Below are 19,372 nucleotides of genomic sequence, written 5' to 3'. Positions count from 1 at the left end.
AAATATGCCGTTAGATATGTCGGGAGTAACCTCCCAGGATCGATTGAACCAGCCAGGAAATGTGATTGATGCGGTCTATGCTGACCCGTCCGAACAGGATGTGTCGATCGAGGATTTCCTGAATCTGATGGTGGCACAGCTTCGGAACCAGGACTTTATGAATCCGGTCGATGATACACAGTATATGGCGCAGCTGGCGCAATTCACGACACTGCAGCAGATGCAGGAGATGTCCTATAATTCCAAGACCACATTTTTGACTTCTCTGATCGGAAAAAACGTTGTCGCTGCAAAGCTGAATGTAAACGGCGACCTGGACCGGACAGAGGGAATCGTGGATAAGGTGTCATTTGTAGACAATAAGTTCATGTTTTATATCGGCTCACAGGGCTTTACCATGGACCAGATCATGCAGGTCACAGAAAAGGGACAGACAGGCGGAGCCGGGGATAACAAAGACCCGGATAAGGGGAATGATACAGACAACGGGGGAAAGGGGGAAGAAGATGGATCCGATTCTGTATAACAAACGGCTGCAGTCACCGATCTATACCGGCACAGTACCGCAGGCGCAGCAGAATAAAGGAATAAATAAGAGCGCAGATGGAGAAAGCACTGCCTCGTTCCAGGAGATACTAAAGCAGAAGGTCAGTAAGGAAAGCAGGATCGAGTTTTCCAAACATGCCATGGATCGTGTGGTACAAAGGAATGTGAATGTATCCACAGAGCATATGGAACGTCTGAATGAGGGGGTGAAGCTTGCAGAGGAAAAGGGACTTAAGGAGCCGCTGATCCTTGTAGATTCCACAGCGTTTGTAGTCAGCGTAAAGAATAATAAGGTGATCACCGTAGTCAGTGATGAGAATTTAAAAGGAACAGTTTTTACTAATATTGATGGGACCGTTATGATATAGCCGGACCTTTTGGAGGCTATCCCCATCCCGAATGACGGACGGATGGGCGGTTAGAAAGGAAAACATTATGTTAAGATCTTTATACTCAGCAGTATCTGGAATGAAGTCACACCAGACAAGGCTGGATATCATAGGCAATAATATTGCCAACGTGAATACCTACGGATTCAAATCAAGCCGTGCAAGATTCCAGGATGTCTTTTACCAGACCTTATCCAGTGCAACGGCAGGCACAGCAACACAGGGCGGTACGAATGCAAGCCAGGTCGGTTATGGAGCCCAGATGGGCGGCATCGACTTGAATATGGGACGTTCCGCTTTCCAGAGTACAGATAATGCGCTGGATTTAGCGATCGCAGGAGAAGGTTTTTTCCAGGTCATGGATGGCGACGGAAATGTATTCTACACTAGGGCGGGAGTGCTCAACATCGATCCGAACGGCAATCTGATCGATGCCAACGGAAATATCGTTCTTGGTGTTGCCGGCAACCCTCTGGGAAGGGCGGGATCCAGTGAACGAATCCAGCTTACCGTGCCGAATGTGGAGCCCACAAGGGCTGTCAGTACAGAGACGATCAATGAGATCGGCTTTACGGTTACCGCTGAGAATACGACCGATGCAGGAAATATCATCATCAACTTCCTGAAAGATACCTCTCTTCCGGACGGTTCCGATATCGTTGTGAACCCGGATGAGATCACAAGCAGCTCTATCACGGTCAGAGTCAATGAGGCAGCCATCTTTACAGATCTTGAAGATGTGGCAGATAAGATGAATAAGGCTATCACTTCGGCCAATGGCGGTCCTCATCCGGCCGGAAACTTTACGATCCAGGCGATCCCGGATGAAAATCTCTTCCCGCCGGGAGGTTTGACAGGTGAGGAGATATGCGGTACGAACTTCAATATCAAGGAAGGAAGCGTGAAGCTGCCGGATAAGTTAAAGACGAAGGGGATCTTCGGAAGTATGATGCCCAAGTCAGTCAGTATAGACCCTCCTTTCACGGGGAACGGGGAAATGACGTACAATGCTTTTTATAATAAGGCGACCGATACAGCACCGGCAAACTGGACGATCACCGCAGAGGTGGGAGGCAAAGTTTATACCGGAATCGTGACATCCAACAGTACAACAGCGAAATCAGTGCTTTTGAAGAATGAGGATGACGGAGACTATATCGAGATGAGCCATCCCGGATTTTCATCCATCTCAAGTGCGTGGAGGAAAGACAGCGGAATGACAGGGGAGCCGGAAGACCAGACGGACACACCGGCATTTAAGACGGTGACAGGACTCATGGCGCAGGCATCCACCCAGTCAAAGGATATCGGATTAAAGTCCTTTAAGCTGGAGCTGGGCAATGCGGGAGGACCGCAGACGATCGGAAGCTGTTCTATCTCTATCACCTCTACGGGAGTGATCGAGGCGACCCATCCGAACCTTGGAAAGTGGCAGATGGGAAGGATCGACCTGGTGACATTCGAGAACCCGGCAGGCTTAGAGGAGGTGGGAAATTCCTACTTTGCGGCAACAGCCAATTCTGGGGCAGCTACAAGCACAGCACCGGGACTGGGCGGCTCAGGTGCGATCAAAGGATCTGCACTGGAAATGTCTAACGTGGATATCTCAAGTGAGTTTTCTGATATGATCATCACCGAGAGAGGCTTCCAGGCAAACTCCAGGATCATTACAGTTTCCGATGAGATCCTGAATGAACTTGTAAATCTGAAACGATAATCATGTTTTGTACGGCTATCGGGAAAATGATCATGGAGGAAAATGATGATTACATTGACAAAGTTAAACGGGGAAGAATTTATTCTGAACTGTGATCTGATCGAGACAGTCCTTGGGAATCCGGATACAGTCATTTCACTGACCAACGGAAAGAAAATGATCGTAAAGGAGACTCCTAACGAGGTGGCCGGTAAGGTGCTGGAATACAGGAGAAAGATTTTTGCAGGATTGTTTTGTATGGAGAAGTAAGGAACATAGGAGAGCGGCAGGAGGCAGATTATGGATATAATGTCTATTTTGGGGATAATCGTAGCGGTAGGGTTTGTAACCTTTGGTATGGTCTTTGATACGGAGACGATGCATTTCATGTTTTCGAATCTAAAGGCATTCTTGGATCCTACCAGTTTTGCGATCACGATAGGAGGGACCATCGGTGTGCTGATGATCTCGTTCCCGGCTAAGAATTTCAAGAAGATCGGAAAGCATCTAAAGATCGTGTTCAAGCCGGAGAAGTATGATACAGCCCAGTATATTGACCAGATCGTAGAGATCGCAAAGGAGGCCAGGATGAAAGGACTTCTATCCCTGGAGGACAAGCTGAACGATATCCACGACCCGTTTTTACATAACAGCCTGCTTCTTGTCGTGGATTCTGTGGATCTGGAAAAGGTCAAGAACCTGATGGAGACGGAGCTGACCCAGTTAGATGAAAGACATGCGCTGGACCGGGAGTTTTATGAACGCGGCGCCTCGGCGGCTCCGGCTTTTGGTATGATCGGTACGCTGATCGGTCTGATCCTGATGCTCGGCAACATGTCTGATGTGGACAAGCTGGCGCAGGGCATGGCTGTGGCTCTGATCACCACTTTATACGGTTCACTGCTTGCCAATGTGATCTTCACACCCATGGCAAATAAGCTGAAAGCCAGACATGACGAAGAATTCCTGTGTAAGACGCTGATCATGGAAGGCGTGATCGCGATACAGGAGGGAGAGAATCCCAAATTTATAGAAGAGAAGCTTTATAAGCTGCTCCCTGCAACCCAGATGAAGCTGATGGAAGAGGTACAGTCAGAAGAAGGGGAAGCAAAGGGCGAAAAGCCGAAGAAAAAGAGAAGAAAGAGAAAAGAAAAACAGGAACAGGTTAAAGAAGGATAGTTGGAAGAATTTCAGGGAAAGAGTAAAAGGAGTTTTCGATCATGCCGAACGGAGAAAATATGACAGAAGTAACAGGCGAGAATGTTTTTTATGAGATGACGGGTGTGTACCAGGAAGCTGCAGCGCAGGCCATGTCCTCTATCATGAGGACGCAGATCACGGTCTCTAAGCCAGAGGCCTCTCATACAGAATTAAAGAGTGTGGAGTATATGCTGCTGGAACCGGCGATCTTCGTGAAAAGCTGCCTTACATCACAGGTAGCGGGAACAGAGCTTTTGATCTTCCGGCAGCGGGACATCCAGATCTTCTTAAATAAGCTGATGGGGATCGATGAACTGGCGAGCCCGGATTTCGTATTTGATGAGATATCCTTAAGTGCTGCCAATGAGATCATGAACCAGATGGTACACAGGGCCACAGAAGCAGTGGCTGCCTATCTCGGGAACACGATGAAATCCTCGGACTGCGTACTGAGTACTTCTGATGATACGGGAAGTCTCGCAGAGGCCATGGGCGAGGATCCGGACTCTACGGTCATGGTCATCAACCATAAGATGAACATTGATGGAATGATCGACAGCGAATTTTTACAGGTGGTGTCTGCCGGGGCACAGGAGAGCATCCAGGAAGAAATCCATGCCAAGAAAGAGCAGCTTCTAAAGGATGCTCTGGAAGAGCAGAGGATGAAGGAAAAGGCAGAGAATATCCGAAATGTCCCCATGGGAGAGGCAGGCCAGACCGGAAGCGGATTCCCGGGAAGACCGGCGGGATTAAAGCAGGGCAGTGGAATCGAAGGAAGTGTGATCCAGGACATCCCTTATAAAAGCAATCTTGGCCTGATCATGAATGTACCGCTGAATGTAACGGTGGAGATCGGACGCGCCAAGCGGAAACTCAAAGAAGTCCTAAGCTTTGACAGCGGCACTGTAGTGGAGCTGGAGAAGCAGGCGGACGCACCTGTAGACATCATTGTCAACGGACAGCTGATCGCGAGGGGCAACGTGGTTGTGATCGACGATAATTTCGGCGTACGTGTGACAGAAATCGTAAACAAGACGAACATCTTTGGAAATGGTGAGTAAAGTTGAAAAAGTTTAATTACGTGCTGACAGCAGGAGTGATCGGGATCATCTTCCTGATCATTCTTCCGCTGCCCACATTCCTCCTGGATTTTATGTTTATATTTAATATTTCCTTGTCATTTTTGATTCTGTGTATGACATTGTATATCAAGGAGCCGCTGGAATTCTCTATTTTTCCGTCCATCCTTTTGATCACGACACTCCTTCGTCTGGGGCTGAATGTTTCGTCCACGAGAAGGATTTTGTTCGACAATGGATATGCAGGCCAGGTTGTCAAGACGTTCGGAGAATTCGTGATCCGGGGGAATGCCGTAATTGGATTTGTGATCTTCCTCATTATCGTGCTGGTACAGTTTATCGTCATTACAAAGGGCTCCGAGAGGGTTGCGGAGGTCGCTGCCAGATTTACCCTGGATGCTATGCCGGGAAAACAGATGGCGATCGATGCGGACTTAAACTCCGGGCTGATCGATGAGCAGGAGGCAAGAGAGAGACGTTCTAAGATACAAAGAGAGGCAGACTTCTTCGGTTCCATGGATGGTGCGACCAAGTTCGTCAAGGGAGATGCTATCATTTCCATCATTATTACTGTGATCAACTTTATCGGCGGACTGATCGTGGGATTCATGAACCAGCAGGGAAGCTTTGGTGAGATCATGCAGATCTACACCACCGCTACGATCGGAGACGGTCTGGTATCCCAGATACCGGCACTTCTGATCTCAGTGTCCACAGGTATGATCGTGACCCGCTCTGCATCCCAGAATAACCTGAGTGAGGAATTAAGCAGCCAGTTTTTGGCGCAGCCTAAGGTCATGATCATTGCAGGATGTGCGGCGGCGTGCTTAAGTCTGATCCCGGGATTTCCGGTGCTGCAGATCCTTGTCATTTCAGGAGCACTTATCGCCCTGGGAGTTACCGTGCAGCGCAGGCAGACTGCGGCCTTGGAGGCGGCAGCACCGGCACTTATGGAGGCGGAGGTACAGAGTGAGGCTTCTTATTATAAAAATGTAGAGAATATCTATGGATTATTAAATGTAGAGCAGATCGAGATGGAATTCGGCTACAGCCTGATCCCTCTCGTGGATGAGAGCAGCGGCGGCAATTTTATCGACCGTGTTGTGATGTTCCGCAAGCAGATGGCGATGGAGATGGGATTTGTCATTCCTTCCGTCAGATTAAAGGACAGCGGGCAGCTCAATCCGAACCAGTACAGCATTATGCTCAAAGGCGAAGAGGTGGCCCGGGGGGATATCCTGACCAATCATTATCTCGCACTTTCCCCGGGGGATAATGCGGAGGAGATCACCGGGATCGATACCATCGATCCGGCGTTCCATATCCCGGCAAAATGGATCAGTGAGGACAAGAAGCTGCAGGCGGAGATGGCAGGCTACACCCTGATCGATCCGACCTCGGTCATCATCACACATTTATCGGAAGTGATCAAGCAGCATCTTAATGAACTGCTGAACCGTCAGGAGGTCAATAACCTTCTGGAGAATCTAAAGAAGACCAATGAACTGATCGTAAATGAGACCATTCCGGATATTATTTCCGTGGGCAGCCTCCAGAAGATCCTGGCAAACCTTCTGCGTGAAGGAGTACCGATCAAGGATATGGAGACGATCATCGAGACGTTAGGTGATTACGGGATGCAGACAAAGGATACAGATATGCTGACGGAATATGTGCGCCAGGCATTGAGACGGACGATCTCACATCGTTTTTCAGAGGCCGGACAGATGAAAGTGGTCAGCCTGGATGAAAAGATTGAGAACCTGATCATGGCTTCCGTGAAAAAAGTGGATACCGGGTCTTATCTGACACTGGATCCTGCGTCCATCCAGCAGATCATCAGCTCTGCCACAGAAGAGATCAATAAGGTGAAGGAACTGGTGAGTGTTCCGATCATTCTGACCTCGCCGGTGGTACGGATTTATTTTAAGAAATTATTAGACCAATTCTATCCTGATGTAACGGTGGTTTCGTTCAGCGAGATAGATAACAATATACAAATACAGGCACTGGGGAGCATTCGGCTTCCTTAAAGCGAGGTGAACAAGATGCCGGCTGTGATGGAAAGGCAGGCAGTGCCAACGGAGAAGACAGAGGAGCACCAAAAGCTGGAGGAGTACTTAAGAACTGAGAACATGGACCTGCGCAATGAGCTTTTGATGGATTATCTGTATATTGTGCGGCGTGCAGCCGTGCAGCTCCGGGGAATTCTGAAAAGCTCTGTGGAGGAGGAAGATCTGATCAACCAGGGGGTCCTGGCGCTGATGGAATGTCTGGAACGCTATGACGGAACCAAAGGGGCAAAGTTCGAGACCTATGCATTTATCCGGGTTAAGGGGGCACTGATCGATTACATCCGTAAGCAGGACTGGATCCCGCACAGGACCAGGAAGCTGGGAAGGCAGATCGACCAGGCTTACATGGAGGTTGCCAATGAAAAGATGCGAAAGCCTTCTGTGGAAGAGGTTGCCAGGCATATGGAGCTTCCGGTGGAAAAACTGGACCAGAATATGGAGATCATGAGCAACTCCGTGATCCTGTCCTTTGAAAATGTTTTGCAGGACCTGGCTCAGTTTTCACTCAAGGCAGAGCCGGCAAGCACAGACCTCTCGATCCGTCCGGAGGCCAGTCTGTTCCGGAAAGAGATCAGGCAGGTGCTGGCCGATGCGATCGACACGCTCACAGAGAAGGAGCGTCTGGTCATCAGCTTGTACTATTATGAAGAATTGAAATATGCGCAGATCGCGGAAGTGATGGGAGTGGGCGAATCCAGAGTCTGCCAGCTCCACACAAAGGCGATCTTGAAACTCAAGATAAAACTGGAAGAATACAGGAAAGGGTGATATGATGTTTTCAGGATTTTATACGGCTGCATCGGGAATGTTGATGAACCAGAGGCGGCTGGATACGGTTTCTAATAATATGGCAAACCAGAATACACCCGGTTATCAGGCGAAAAAAGTGATCGGTACGACGTTTGATGAGGAGCTTCTGCGGCAGCAGGGGAACGTTGAGACACCCATCGGTGTTGGCTCTCCCATTGCCGTTGTGGATAGGGAAGCCGTTGATTTTACCCAGGGGAATCTCAAGGAGACGAAGCGTGCCTATGATGTGGCGGTCAGCGGGAAGGGATTCTTTGTGATCCAGGGAGAAGGACAGGAATATCTGACCCGGAACGGTAACTTTGACAGAGATAATGAGGGCTATCTAGTCCTCAGAGGCGTAGGACGCGTCCTGGGGGATGACGGCCCGATCAGAGTGGATAATGAATTTTTTAACGTGGGAAGTACAGGCGGCGTTTTTTCAGAGAACGGGCAGCTGCTGGGAATGCTTCGAATGGAAGAACCGACGGATTATGATGCCTTAGTCCAGAATGGCAACGGCACCTATACAGCCGATGGCGGACAGTTACAAAGAGTGTATCCGCAGGTGAGCCAGGGGTGGCTGGAGGCCTCCAATGTAAACCTGGGGAAAGAGATGACGGATGCCATGAGTGTACAAAGAGCATTCCAGTCCTGTGGAAGGGCACTTACAATCATCGACCAGATGAATCAGAAGACAGCTTCTGAGATTGGGAAGATTTAGCGGATTTCGTTTCGGGAGAAACAGAAAGGATCAACGCAGATGAATATAGCATTTTATTCAGCCGCGGCCGGGATGAGGGCATGCCAGGAAAAGCTGGACGTCACGGCCAACAATATGGCGAATGTCAATACAACAGGTTATAAGAATATGGAGGTTTCCTTCCAGGATCTGATCTATACAGATATGAATACCAAGGCAGAAGGTGAGCACAGGATGGGGCACGGGAGCCATGTGGCAGGCGTGGATTCTGTATTTTTGCAGGGGCTGTTGGAGAAGACAGGAAGACCCCTCGACTTTGCGGTCGCAGGGAAAGCATATTTTGCAGTGGATGACGGGAGCGGAACAACCGCCTATACAAGAGACGGAGCTTTTCGGATCGGCATGAGCCAGGGGGCGCCCTATCTGATGAATGCCACCGGAGCATTTGTTCTGGACGGGAATGGAAACCGGATCCAGGTGTCGCTTCTGCCAGGTACGAACACGGCAGATATTGACTCTTTACAGGAGCGGATCGGATTGTATACTTTTGAGAATCCGTCCGGCCTGACCATGACAGGCAGCAACCTCTGCCGTGTGAGTGAGAATTCCGGGGCAGCAGTGGCTGTGAAAAGTTCGAAAGAAAACAGACTTGTAAACTGTGCTCTGGAGGCATCCATGGCAGATACAGCCACAGAGATGATCCGTGTCATCGAGTCCCAGAGAGCACTGCAGATGAATGCAAGGATCGTTACTTCTGCGGATGAGGTGGAGGAGATGATCAATAATCTCAGATAAGGCGGGCAGCGGACATAAAGAAGGTCGTAAGATGGACAACGGGCAGGAGGTGCAGGGATGGACAACAGGTATGACAATGACAGTGATTATGATTCGATGATCGAGACAGTGGAAGATTGGAATGACGCAGATATTGAGCGTAAAAAAAGCGCTGCCTCCTATATGGACGGCAGCGCACAGGAGGAATTGTCAGAGAAGGATATCCTGGGAGATCTGTTCGATGACTGGGATGGGGATCTGGAGGATGAGGAAGAATTGAGCGAATCCGAGGCAGAAGCAGAGCCAGAACCCGAGTCTAAGGACGCCTGTGTGGAGCTCTCTGTCCGGGAAGACAAGATGTCTGCGACGATATTCGTGTACGAGCCTTCCGGGAATGGACAGGATATCACAAGACAGATGATCTTAGATGCCCTGCATGAAAAGAATATCGTATATGGAGTGGATTCCAAACGGATCGATGAGATCGTGGAAAAAAAAGCTTACAGGCAGCTTTTCGATATTGCAGAGGGGAAACCTCCCATTGACGGTAAAAATGGAAAGATCAAGGATTATTTCCCGAGAAAAAGGGAATTGAAGTTTGCCCAGACAGGGAACGGGGGAATTGACTTTAAGACCATGAACCTGATCCACAATGTGAAAAAGGGAGATGTGGTCTGTGAGATCACCATGCCGGAGGAGCCTTTGGACGGCATCGATGTGTTCGGCAAAAATGCTCCCGGGAAGCGGGGAAAGATGCCGCCGGTCCCACAGGGCAGGAATATTATATTTTCGGAGAAAAAGGATAAGCTGCTTACTGCATGTGAGGGGAATCTGACCTTCCGTTCGGGACGTTTCCATGTGGAAAATGTGTATGAAGTAGCAGGAAATGTGGATAACTCTGTGGGAAATATCAATTTTACGGGAAGTGTCTATATTCACGGAGATGTGTTTGAGGGATATTCCGTAAAAGCTAAGGGGGACATTACCGTTGTGGGAATGGTAGAAGGGGCAGAGTTGATCGCAGGCGGAGATATTCTCCTTCATAAAGGAATGCGCGGCATGAAGACGGGAGTCCTGAAAGCGGGCGGAAACGTGACCGGGAAATTCCTGGAGGACTGTACCATTTACGCGAAGGGCAATGTAGAGGCGGAATATATCATCAACTCCCAGGTCTCCTGCGAGAAGGACGTGATCCTTGCAGGGAGAAAGGGCGCCTTTATCGGCGGACGCTGTGCCGTATACAATACCATGCGCGTAAAAGTAGTAGGGGCTATGAGCCACGTTCCCACGGAGGTGATCCTGGGGGTGACCCCGGAGCTTCTGGACCGGATGGAGCAGACAAAGCAGGAGCTTGCGGAGGTGACCAAGAAGCTGATCGACTGCAAGAAGGATATGGATTATCTGTCTGCAAAGCTGGAGGCCGGGACGATCACGGAGAAGCAGAGGCACAGCCTGAATGAACTTAAGATCCAGGAGCCTGTGAATAAGATGCTGTTAAAGCAGCTGCGAAAGCGCCTGGCAGAGATGAACCAGAGGATACAGGAGGTAGGGAAAAGCCGTCTGTCCGCAGATATCGTCCACGAGGGGACTACGATCCGCATCGGAAATGCCACGCTGACGATCAAGCGGCAGGAGGAGTGCTGTTCCTTTTATCTTGTCAACGGGGAAATACAGAAAGGGATGCGTTGATCACCCTAAGAGTAAGAGACTGCATGATCAGAAAGGGGGGAAGAGGGGATGGCGGATATATTAAAAGTAACAGCGCCTATGGTCAGCAAGAATGTGATCCAGACCAATAAGGCGGCCCAGGATCCGTCGGTCCCCTTTGACCTTCAGGAGATCAGCCATATCGTCAGGAATAATCAGTCCAGTGAACTTCTGGGACAGCATAATGTCTATCAGAATGAGACCGGATCGGCGGTTCTGATGAACCTGTTAAAGGATCCGGATGTGACTGTCAACTATTTGAAAAACATTTATATGCTGGAGGAGATCATTAACCTCCTTCCGGTTAACAATAATACTGTGACCCAGGAGATACAGCAGCTTTTTCAGTCCCTTTTGATCCACCCGGAGCAGATCGTGGAGGAACTGATGCGGCAGGAATTTTCCTCCACCTTGTTTAAAGGAGAATTGTTCGATTTCCTGCGGGGGATGCTGCATGAGAATCCGGGCATCCGCAGGGAGATCGCAGAGCTTTTAAAGGCTATGAATGGGATCTTATCCAGGCAGGACGTCCTGGACTCTGTGGCAAATAATTTAGATTTTTTGTCTGACCAGCTGACCGGGAGCAGCGCTCTTTCAGCCAAGCTTGCCCAACTGGCCGCGCGTGCCAGATATCCGCTTGAAGATGGGGAGTTCCAGGCACTGAAACAGAATATCCAGCAGGTATTAAAGGAGGTAGAGGGCAGTATCCTCTACAGTCCACAGATGGAAAAGGTGGTTCCCATCATCATTTACAATCTTTCCCGCTACCAGGACAATCCGCAATGCCTGAACGAGGCGCTGCTCAATGTCCTCGTACATGTGAACGGACGGGAAAATAAGGAAGAGCTCAAAGCCCTGGTCTTTGATTATCTGGAGAGATACCAGAATGGGGAGGCCGTGGAAAACCGGTCCCGTATCATGAGTGTGCTTGCCAAGATCATTGGAAAACAGGACCAGGAGACGGATATCACCAGTCTGAACGGAGATAAGATTGAGAAGATCATTATCAGCCTTCTTTCTTCTCCGTGTAATTATACTCCTCTGCTGCATTTTGTCATCCCTTTGTCTTATCATGATATGACAGCCTTTTCGGAACTGTGGGTGGATCCGAATGACTATCAGGAGACAAAGGAGGGCACGCAGCGCGGGATCCATGTGCTGATCACCTTTGATATCGAGGGGATCGGGCAGTTTGAGGCAGAATTCTGGATGGCAGGTGACAGTCTCAAATTCTACCTGTTCTGTCCGAAAGAGTATCATAAGGTGTTTTCCGGGCTCTATGGAACCTTTGAAAAAATCATTCAGGAACATGGCTACCATCTTTCAGAGATTAAGATCGACCGGATGGAAAAGACCCGGTCTCTGATGGATGTATTTAAAACATTACCGTACAAAAGGACTGGTGTCGATGTCAAAATATAAGAAAAACAAAGCCGCTGCTCTTAAGTATAATGCCGAAGAGGATGCGGCTCCGGTGGTGATCGCCTCGGGATATGGAACTGCGGCGGAGAAGATCATAGATATTGCAGAGAAAAAAGGAATCCCTGTATTCAAGGATGACAGCGCTGCATCTATGCTGTGCATGATGGAGGTGGGGAGCAATATCCCTACAGAATTGTATGAGGTGGTGGCGGCGATCTACTGTAAACTGATGGAGACATCTGAGCAGATCAAGAGCACCGGGAGCACGGCGGCAGAGAAAAGCCGCTCAGAGAGCGCGAAAAGCAGTGTGAGAGCAAATCTTACGAGCGGGAAAAGGAAAAGAAAGGGTACGGAGGAATAAAAATGCCTATATTAGAAGATGCATATGTAGGGGCATCCTGTGTAATCAAGACCAAAAGTAATGATCTTCTGACAATGGGGACGCTCCAGAAAATCAAGGAATCCTATCTTGATATCAGTAATACAAGGAATGAACTGCCGGAGATTCCCTATAACATGCTGGTAAAAATAGAAATTTATAATTCCCAGATCGGCTTCCGTGTATTACTTGGAAATGTCTATATTTCATCATCCAAGCTTGTGAGGATCATCAATCTAAGCGAGGCGGCGGCATCCGAGAGAAGAGAATTTTTCAGGATCAATGTCCGGGAGGCGGGTTATCTATACGATGAAAATGCGGATGAATACGAGGTGGAGCTGGTGGATATCAGCCTGGGAGGCCTCTTGTTCAAAAGCAGGCGTGAGTACCAGATCGGTGATCACCTCACGATCCGTATCCCTATCCTGGGAAATACGACTGCATTCCACTGCATCGTGCGCAGGCATGTGGAGTTTGATAAGGAATATATGGGCTGTGGATGTGAATTCACAGAACTGACGATGATACAGGAGGACCAGCTTTATAAATTCATGCTTAAAAAACAGAACGACCAGTTAAAACGGGTCCGTTAGAGGAGAACGCAGATGAAGAAGAATAGCAGAGGAACCGGTTCGCATAGGACAAGGCACCTGATGATCTACACCTTTCTACTGATTCTGGTGCTCCTCTATTTTGCTTCCAGACAGCAGAGAATGGCCATGGAAGCACAACAAAAGGCAGAGGATGCGAAGAAACAGGCATCGGCGCTGAAAATAGAGAAACAAAAGAAGGATGATGCAGAGGATCAGGGCGATACCCTTGTCCTGGATCAGGACGAAATGTGGAGCCTGGTGCTGACGAATGAAAGCCATCCGGTGCCGGAGAATATCAAGGTCGGGTTAAAAGAGATCGACGGTACAGGGGAATCCGTGGATGAGCGGATTTATGAGCCGCTGATGAAGATGCTGGATACGATGAGGAAACAGGGAATGGATCCGGTCGTATGCTCTGGTTTCCGAACGAAGGAAAAGCAGGCAGAGCTGTTTGAACAGCAGATCCAGGAATATATTGCCCAGGGACACCCGGAGAGGGAGGCTGAGGAGCTGGCGAAAAGAGAGGTCAGCGTCCCGGAGGCCGGAGAGCACCGCCTGGGGCTGGCGGTGGATATCTACTCCGGGAACTATATGGCGCTGGATGAGGGCTTTGCAGATACCCCGGAGGGAACCTGGCTTAAGGACCATGCAGGTGAGTATGGTTTTATCCTGCGCTACCAGCAGGGGAAGGAAGAGCAGACGGGCATCAATTACGAGCCGTGGCATTTCCGGTACGTGGGTGTGAAAGCTGCCCAATATATGAAGGAACATGGATTGTGTCTGGAGGAATTCTATATAGACCAGGGATTGTATGGCTAAAATAGATAAAAAAAGAATAGGAAATTTGTGTAATTTGACGGTAAAGAGTTTGGAGTTTGGTCCGATAATAATAACAGAGCGGTAAGGTTGGAGAATTTTGCCGGCTCACTGTCGGACAGGGCCCGTCTGGCAGAACACGTTAATAAAAGGGAAATGGAATTCCCGGAATCAAATTACATGGAGGTAATGATATGAGGATTCAACACAACATTATGGCGTTAAACTCACACCGTCAATTAGGAATCAACAATTCCAACATCGCAAAATCTTTGGAAAAATTGTCATCCGGTTACAGAATCAACCGTGCAGGCGATGATGCAGCAGGACTTGCTATTTCAGAAAAGATGAGAGCACAGATCAAAGGTCTGGAAGCAGCAACCGACAACTCACAGGATGCGATCTCATTAGTACAGACAGCAGAAGGCGGATTGCAGGAAGTACATTCCATGCTGAACCGTATGATGGAGCTTGCTACAAAATCATCCAATGGTACTTATACAGATGATGTAGACCGTCAGGCTCTGCAGGATGAAGTTAGTGCATTGAAGGATGAGATTAACCGTATTGCAGATACTACTAATTTCAATGGGATTAAGCTGCTGGATGGCTCTATGGGAGTTGGAACTGCAGGAAGTGTAACTCCTGCAAAGGCGGATGGTGTTGATGCAGCAACAAACTTTACATTTGCAGCTCCAGAAGGCTATAGTTTGGTCATTAAAGCAGGCGCAGCAGGCGCAGCAGAAAAAGCTGAATGGGGTGGAGATAAAACTCTTACTTTAACTTTAACAGGAGGGAAACAGTATACACAGGCTGATATTGATAATCTGTTGGAGAGTGCAAGTGGTACTCCGTCAGAGGTGGAAGGTAAAGTAAGTATAACAGTTGATAGAACATTTACTGCTGTTGCTGGTAAAGATATTTTATTGGCTGCAGATACCATTTCAAAGAAGGCTGTAAAAGCCTATGCAAATTCTGCCAATGGTAAATTTGTAGTTACTGCAAATACAGCGGGGAATGTTACAAGTAATCTCAAAATTGATGCTGCAGGTACAAAGGGAGTCACAGTAGATGCAGCTAATGGCAATACAGTAGTTCATCTTGAAGCCGGTAAAGAATATAGCGCAAGTGAAATTAATGAATTGCTGTCAAAGGCCGGTGCAGGCATGACGGTATCATATGAAGGGAAAATTGCTGCAGCAGATTTTGCAACAGAGACGGATTCTGCAGGTGCGGGACTTTCCCTTGCCCATGGGACTGGATTATCAAGTGGTGGTGGATTGACACTCCAGATTGGTGATACCAATGATACATGGAATCAATTAGATTTAAGTATTGCAGATATCCATGTTGATGCGCTTGATTTAGGCAGTATTAATATCAGTACAAGGGAAGGCGCATCAGATGCTATGAGTAAGATTAAAACTGCTATTAATACAGTCTCTACTCAGCGCGGTAAATTAGGTGCCATCCAGAACCGTCTTGAGCACACCATCAACAACCTGGGTGTTACAACAGAGAACATCACAGCAGCAGAGTCTCGTATCCGTGACGTAGACATGGCTAAGGAAATGATGGAATTCACAAAGAACAGCGTTCTGATGCAGTCCGCACAGGCAATGCTGGCACAGGCAAATATGCAGCCACAGTCTGTATTACAGTTATTACAATAATTTCAAATGTGTTGAAGGAGGAAAGGCACCGCGGCCGCGGTGCTTTTCTTTTGAATCTATATTTCATGTTAGTTATAACCGCAATAATACAATTTACTTACACATTTAGCAGGGGGGATTTGCCATGAATGATAAAATACTGCTTGGCGATTTTATTTATCAGCTTCATCAGGTTCATTCATTTTATGGAGAATCGACATTTTTTTCTAATATTTCAGCTTGCTTCAGCGGCAGTACGAAAAAGACAATTTCACAAAAGATTCCCAAACTTATAAAGGGGCTGAAACAGAGTCATATCCTGAAAGAGGATATCGACGATTTAATATGCGTTCTAGCGGATTGGGCAGATATTGCAGAGGGGATCTTTTTTACAACCAAGGCTGTGTATGTAGACTCACCTAAAAACGCAATGAGAAGATTCAGAGTCAGATACGACGATATTGTAAAATTGAAGTTATATTCACAAAGAAATGTCTTGGAAATTACAGATTATGATCATAATGTGTACAGAATCACTACAAAGTTATGGAATATCGGCAGTATTAAGATATTTCTGGAATTTGCCAGCGGACACTATCGATATACGAAAAAAGAGCTAAATATAATTAAAGACATCCAGTTACCTCACTTGCATAACCAGAAAGTATCAGAGCTGATATCAGGGACTGTTTATGGAAATGTAAGCGATGCCGCTACAATATATGGGGAAAGTAAATTTCAGGGAACACGTGGACATGGTTTTGCGGCAGAACGTGCAAATATGTTGTATGATAAATATACTGGACACCAGGCAGAAATTGTGGGGGATAACAATGTGAAAGATGGTGCAGACCGTCTTGTTGATGGTGTGCAGATACAATCAAAATATTGTAAAACCGGGGGAAAATGTGTTTCGGAGTGCTTTCGTGACGGAAAGTTCCGCTATATCAACCCAGATGGCACTCCTATGAAGATCGAAGTTCCTGCTGATAAATACGATGCTGCAGTAGCTTCGATGGAAGAGCGGATACGCCGGGGAGAAGTACAGGGAATAACGGAACCTGGTGAGGCACGCAATATTGTGCAGAAAGGGCATTTTACATATGAACAGGCGAAGAATATTGCAAAAGCAGGAACGGTAGAATCTATTACATATGATGCGGCAAATGGAATGATTATTGCATCCTCTGCTTTTGGAATTTCTGCAATTCTATCTTTCGCGACAGCCATGTGGAATAATGAGGGGATAGATACTGCTCTGAAAAATGCAGCTCTTTGTGGCTTAAAAGTTGGCGGCGTTACTTTTGTGACTGCAGTTTTGGCCGGACAGCTTTCTAAGGCTGGACTGAATAGCATTCTGGTCGGAAGCAGCGAGGCTGTAATAAAAGCAATTGGGCCGAAAGGAAGTGCATTATTAGTAAATGCTTTTCGGGAGGGGAACAATATTTTCGGTGCCGCGGCTATGAAAAGTGCGTCTAAGATGCTGCGTAATAATGTGATAACAGGTGCGGCTTCGGTAGTAATCTTATCTACGGCAGATATTGTGAATATTTTCCGCGGTAGAATCTCAGGAGGACAATTACTGAAAAATGTCGCAGGCACGGTATCGTCTGTTGCAGGAGGAACAGCAGGCTGGGTTGGAGGTGCGACAGCGGGGGCAGCATTAGGATCAGCGGTTCCTATTATTGGCACAGCTGTAGGCACCTTGATAGGAGGAGTTGCAGGAGCATTAGGTGGCGGGGCTTTGGCCTCGGATATTTCTGATTCAGTCATGGGAGCCTTCATTGAGGACGATGCCGATGAAATGGTGAAGATTTTAGAAGAATCTTTTCTTGAATTGGCTTCGGATTATCTTTTAACTCAAAGAGAGGTGGAGCATGTCATAGATCATCTTGGAGAGTCTCTTACAGGTGAGAACTTAAAGTGTATGTATGCAAGTGCTGACCGGAAAGCTTATGCGAAAGCATTGATTCTTCCGTATGTCAGGAAAGAGATAAAACGGCGCAAAAAAATCAGTACCTTAGATCAAGAGACAATGCAAAGAGGATTAAGGCTGTTATTAGATGAAATGGCAGATAGCAATTTCTGAAATCAAGGAGGGATGAAGTAATGAGTTCATTGATAACAGAATATGACGAGGAGAAAACACTTGCGGTGAACCGGGAAGAGGCTCTTGAGGAAGGGATTGAGCTGGGACTTCAAAAAGGCGTACTAACCGGTATAAATGCATTGATCCAGGATAATCTCGAAGAAGGAAAAACAAAAGAACAGATCATTGTGAAATTGATGAGGCATTTTTCGTTGAGCAGGGAGCAGGCGGAAGAGTATTATATTCAATATACAGGAAAGTAGAAATTGCGATTGTAGAGGGCTGTGGGGCCGGATTGAAATGGATATTTCAGTCCGGTCCCATTTTTGTCACGTATGTATTATCCTTTTCATAGATATCAGAAATATGTCTTATTTAATCCCAGCCGCATATTTTTCTGTGAATGAGATGTATTTTTCTACGCTGCTGTTAATATATTTCCCTTTTTGCCATACGAGCCCGATCTCCTGTCTGATCGCAGGAGCAATAGGGATGCCGGTCAGTCCGGGCATGTTTTTCAGAAGTGAGGAGTAGAGGAAGGCCCCTCCTAAGTTGTTTTTGACAAAGTTTTGGATCGTATATAACTGACTGGCGCGCATGAGAACATTCGGTTTTACCCCGATGCTTTTGAACAGGGAATCCAGCGTAGTATTTTGCACGGAATCTGTGTTATACATGATGAGCGGCTCGTCCTTTAACATTTCTATGGTTACTTCTTTTCCTTTCGCCAAAGGGTGCTCAGGTGAGACGCAGAACACGATCTGGTCGGAAAGAATCTGGCAGGAATTCAGCTTATCTATCTCATAAAAATTCATATTCACCAACGCCAGATCCAACGCGTCTTCCTGTACCAGATTAGCGGCACGGATGGAGGCGTATTCCAGCAGCTCCACAGGGATGTCAGGATATTCCTTTTGAAATGTGATCAGCATATCCGGGAAGAAAATGGTGCTTAAAAGCGGCGGGATGCCAATGCGGATGGGCGTAACCTTCCTGCCGAGATCGTAGAATTCGGAGGAAGTCTGCTTGATGGTGTTGAGCAGTTCCTCTGCCTTCTGGTAGAAGACCTCACCCTCCTTTGTCAAGGTCATGTGATTCTTAGAACGAGTAAACAGACTGATCGAGAATTCTTTCTCCAGCTCACGGATCGCCGTTGATATTGCGGGCTGTGTCACATAAAGCTTTTGAGCAGCCTGTGTAATACTGTGGTAGCGGCTGACAGCGCAAAAATATTCCAACTGAATGATCTTCATGGTATTTTCCCTCTTAATCCTTTTTATTTAGAATCTATGATTCTGGACAATTTTACCGAAAAGACGGTTGATGTTGATATGAATTATAGCATATTTCTGTCGAAAATGCTCAAATTTGCAAAGTGTATTCATCTTTTTTTATAAGGGTATCATTTTTTGTAAATGTACAAATAAAAACACATCCGATATAATAAAGCCATAACAAGTGATAAT

General features: G+C 47.3%; 19 protein-coding genes. 18 read left to right on the top strand and 1 reads right to left on the bottom strand.

Annotated features, from left to right (window positions below; translation table 11 throughout):
* Positions 1–4 precede the first annotated feature (4 nt).
* From AC4OGX_RS08985 to AC4OGX_RS08900, 18 genes are all read left to right on the top strand, one after another.
* Complete coding sequence (locus AC4OGX_RS08985; protein WP_493329912.1) at positions 5–526, top strand: flagellar hook capping FlgD N-terminal domain-containing protein; 522 nt, start codon at positions 5–7, stop codon at positions 524–526.
* A complete protein-coding gene (locus AC4OGX_RS08980) occupies positions 507–914 on the top strand; it encodes a TIGR02530 family flagellar biosynthesis protein (RefSeq protein WP_493329910.1) in 408 nt (135 codons plus the stop codon). Before AC4OGX_RS08985 ends, AC4OGX_RS08980 begins: the two co-directional genes overlap by 20 nt.
* Positions 915–981: 67 nt before the next feature.
* Positions 982–2,652: a flagellar hook protein FlgE gene (locus AC4OGX_RS08975; RefSeq protein ID WP_493329909.1), complete on the top strand. Its 1,671-nt coding sequence runs from the start codon at positions 982–984 to the stop codon at positions 2,650–2,652.
* A 45-nt stretch (positions 2,653–2,697) separates the two neighbouring features.
* Complete coding sequence (locus AC4OGX_RS08970) at positions 2,698–2,901, top strand: flagellar FlbD family protein (protein WP_493329967.1); 204 nt, start codon at positions 2,698–2,700, stop codon at positions 2,899–2,901.
* Between the two features lie 30 nt (positions 2,902–2,931).
* Positions 2,932–3,810, top strand: coding sequence for a motility protein A (locus tag AC4OGX_RS08965; protein ID WP_493329908.1), 879 nt, complete (start codon positions 2,932–2,934; stop codon positions 3,808–3,810).
* 41 nt (positions 3,811–3,851) lie between these two features.
* Positions 3,852–4,892, top strand: coding sequence for a flagellar motor switch protein FliN (fliN, locus tag AC4OGX_RS08960; RefSeq protein WP_493329906.1), 1,041 nt, complete (start codon positions 3,852–3,854; stop codon positions 4,890–4,892).
* Between the two features lie 2 nt (positions 4,893–4,894).
* Positions 4,895–6,943: a flagellar biosynthesis protein FlhA gene (gene flhA / locus AC4OGX_RS08955; RefSeq protein WP_493329905.1), complete on the top strand. Its 2,049-nt coding sequence runs from the start codon at positions 4,895–4,897 to the stop codon at positions 6,941–6,943.
* A gap of 15 nt (positions 6,944–6,958) precedes the next feature.
* Complete coding sequence (locus tag AC4OGX_RS08950; RefSeq protein WP_493329904.1) at positions 6,959–7,753, top strand: sigma-70 family RNA polymerase sigma factor; 795 nt, start codon at positions 6,959–6,961, stop codon at positions 7,751–7,753.
* 1 nt (position 7,754) lies between these two features.
* The gene (locus AC4OGX_RS08945; RefSeq protein WP_493329903.1) at positions 7,755–8,495 is read left to right on the top strand and encodes a flagellar hook-basal body protein; all 741 of its coding nucleotides are present in this window, start codon (positions 7,755–7,757) and stop codon (positions 8,493–8,495) included.
* 39 nt (positions 8,496–8,534) lie between these two features.
* Positions 8,535–9,269: a flagellar hook-basal body protein gene (locus AC4OGX_RS08940; protein WP_493329901.1), complete on the top strand. Its 735-nt coding sequence runs from the start codon at positions 8,535–8,537 to the stop codon at positions 9,267–9,269.
* Between the two features lie 57 nt (positions 9,270–9,326).
* Positions 9,327–10,937 carry a flagellar assembly protein A gene (locus AC4OGX_RS08935; RefSeq protein ID WP_493329899.1) on the top strand — a complete coding sequence of 537 codons (1,611 nt, stop codon included), beginning with the start codon at positions 9,327–9,329 and terminating at the stop codon, positions 10,935–10,937.
* Positions 10,938–10,985: 48 nt separating this feature from the next.
* Positions 10,986–12,377, top strand: a complete 1,392-nt coding sequence (locus tag AC4OGX_RS08930; protein WP_493329898.1) for an antitoxin — start codon at positions 10,986–10,988, stop codon at positions 12,375–12,377.
* Complete coding sequence (locus AC4OGX_RS08925) at positions 12,364–12,738, top strand: EscU/YscU/HrcU family type III secretion system export apparatus switch protein (protein WP_493329897.1); 375 nt, start codon at positions 12,364–12,366, stop codon at positions 12,736–12,738. Before AC4OGX_RS08930 ends, AC4OGX_RS08925 begins: the two co-directional genes overlap by 14 nt.
* A 2-nt stretch (positions 12,739–12,740) precedes the next feature.
* The gene (locus AC4OGX_RS08920; RefSeq protein WP_493329896.1) at positions 12,741–13,349 is read left to right on the top strand and encodes a PilZ domain-containing protein; all 609 of its coding nucleotides are present in this window, start codon (positions 12,741–12,743) and stop codon (positions 13,347–13,349) included.
* Positions 13,350–13,361: 12 nt separating this feature from the next.
* Positions 13,362–14,168, top strand: coding sequence for a M15 family metallopeptidase (locus AC4OGX_RS08915; protein WP_493329895.1), 807 nt, complete (start codon positions 13,362–13,364; stop codon positions 14,166–14,168).
* 191 nt (positions 14,169–14,359) lie between these two features.
* Positions 14,360–15,838, top strand: coding sequence for a flagellin N-terminal helical domain-containing protein (locus tag AC4OGX_RS08910; RefSeq protein ID WP_493329894.1), 1,479 nt, complete (start codon positions 14,360–14,362; stop codon positions 15,836–15,838).
* Between the two features lie 124 nt (positions 15,839–15,962).
* Positions 15,963–17,906, top strand: a complete 1,944-nt coding sequence (locus AC4OGX_RS08905; RefSeq protein WP_493329892.1) for a YeeR family protein — start codon at positions 15,963–15,965, stop codon at positions 17,904–17,906.
* A gap of 20 nt (positions 17,907–17,926) precedes the next feature.
* A complete protein-coding gene (locus AC4OGX_RS08900; protein ID WP_493329890.1) occupies positions 17,927–18,169 on the top strand; it encodes a hypothetical protein in 243 nt (80 codons plus the stop codon).
* A gap of 108 nt (positions 18,170–18,277) precedes the next feature.
* Here the strand turns inward: AC4OGX_RS08900 and AC4OGX_RS08895 are convergent, their stop codons facing one another.
* Positions 18,278–19,159 (bottom strand): LysR family transcriptional regulator, encoded by an 882-nt coding sequence (locus tag AC4OGX_RS08895; protein WP_493329889.1) that lies wholly within the window; start codon positions 19,157–19,159, stop codon positions 18,278–18,280.
* Positions 19,160–19,372: the final 213 nt, after the last annotated feature.

It is taken from the genome of Faecalicatena sp. (assembly GCF_058819085.1).
This window is presented reverse-complemented; position numbering and strand designations above follow the sequence as displayed.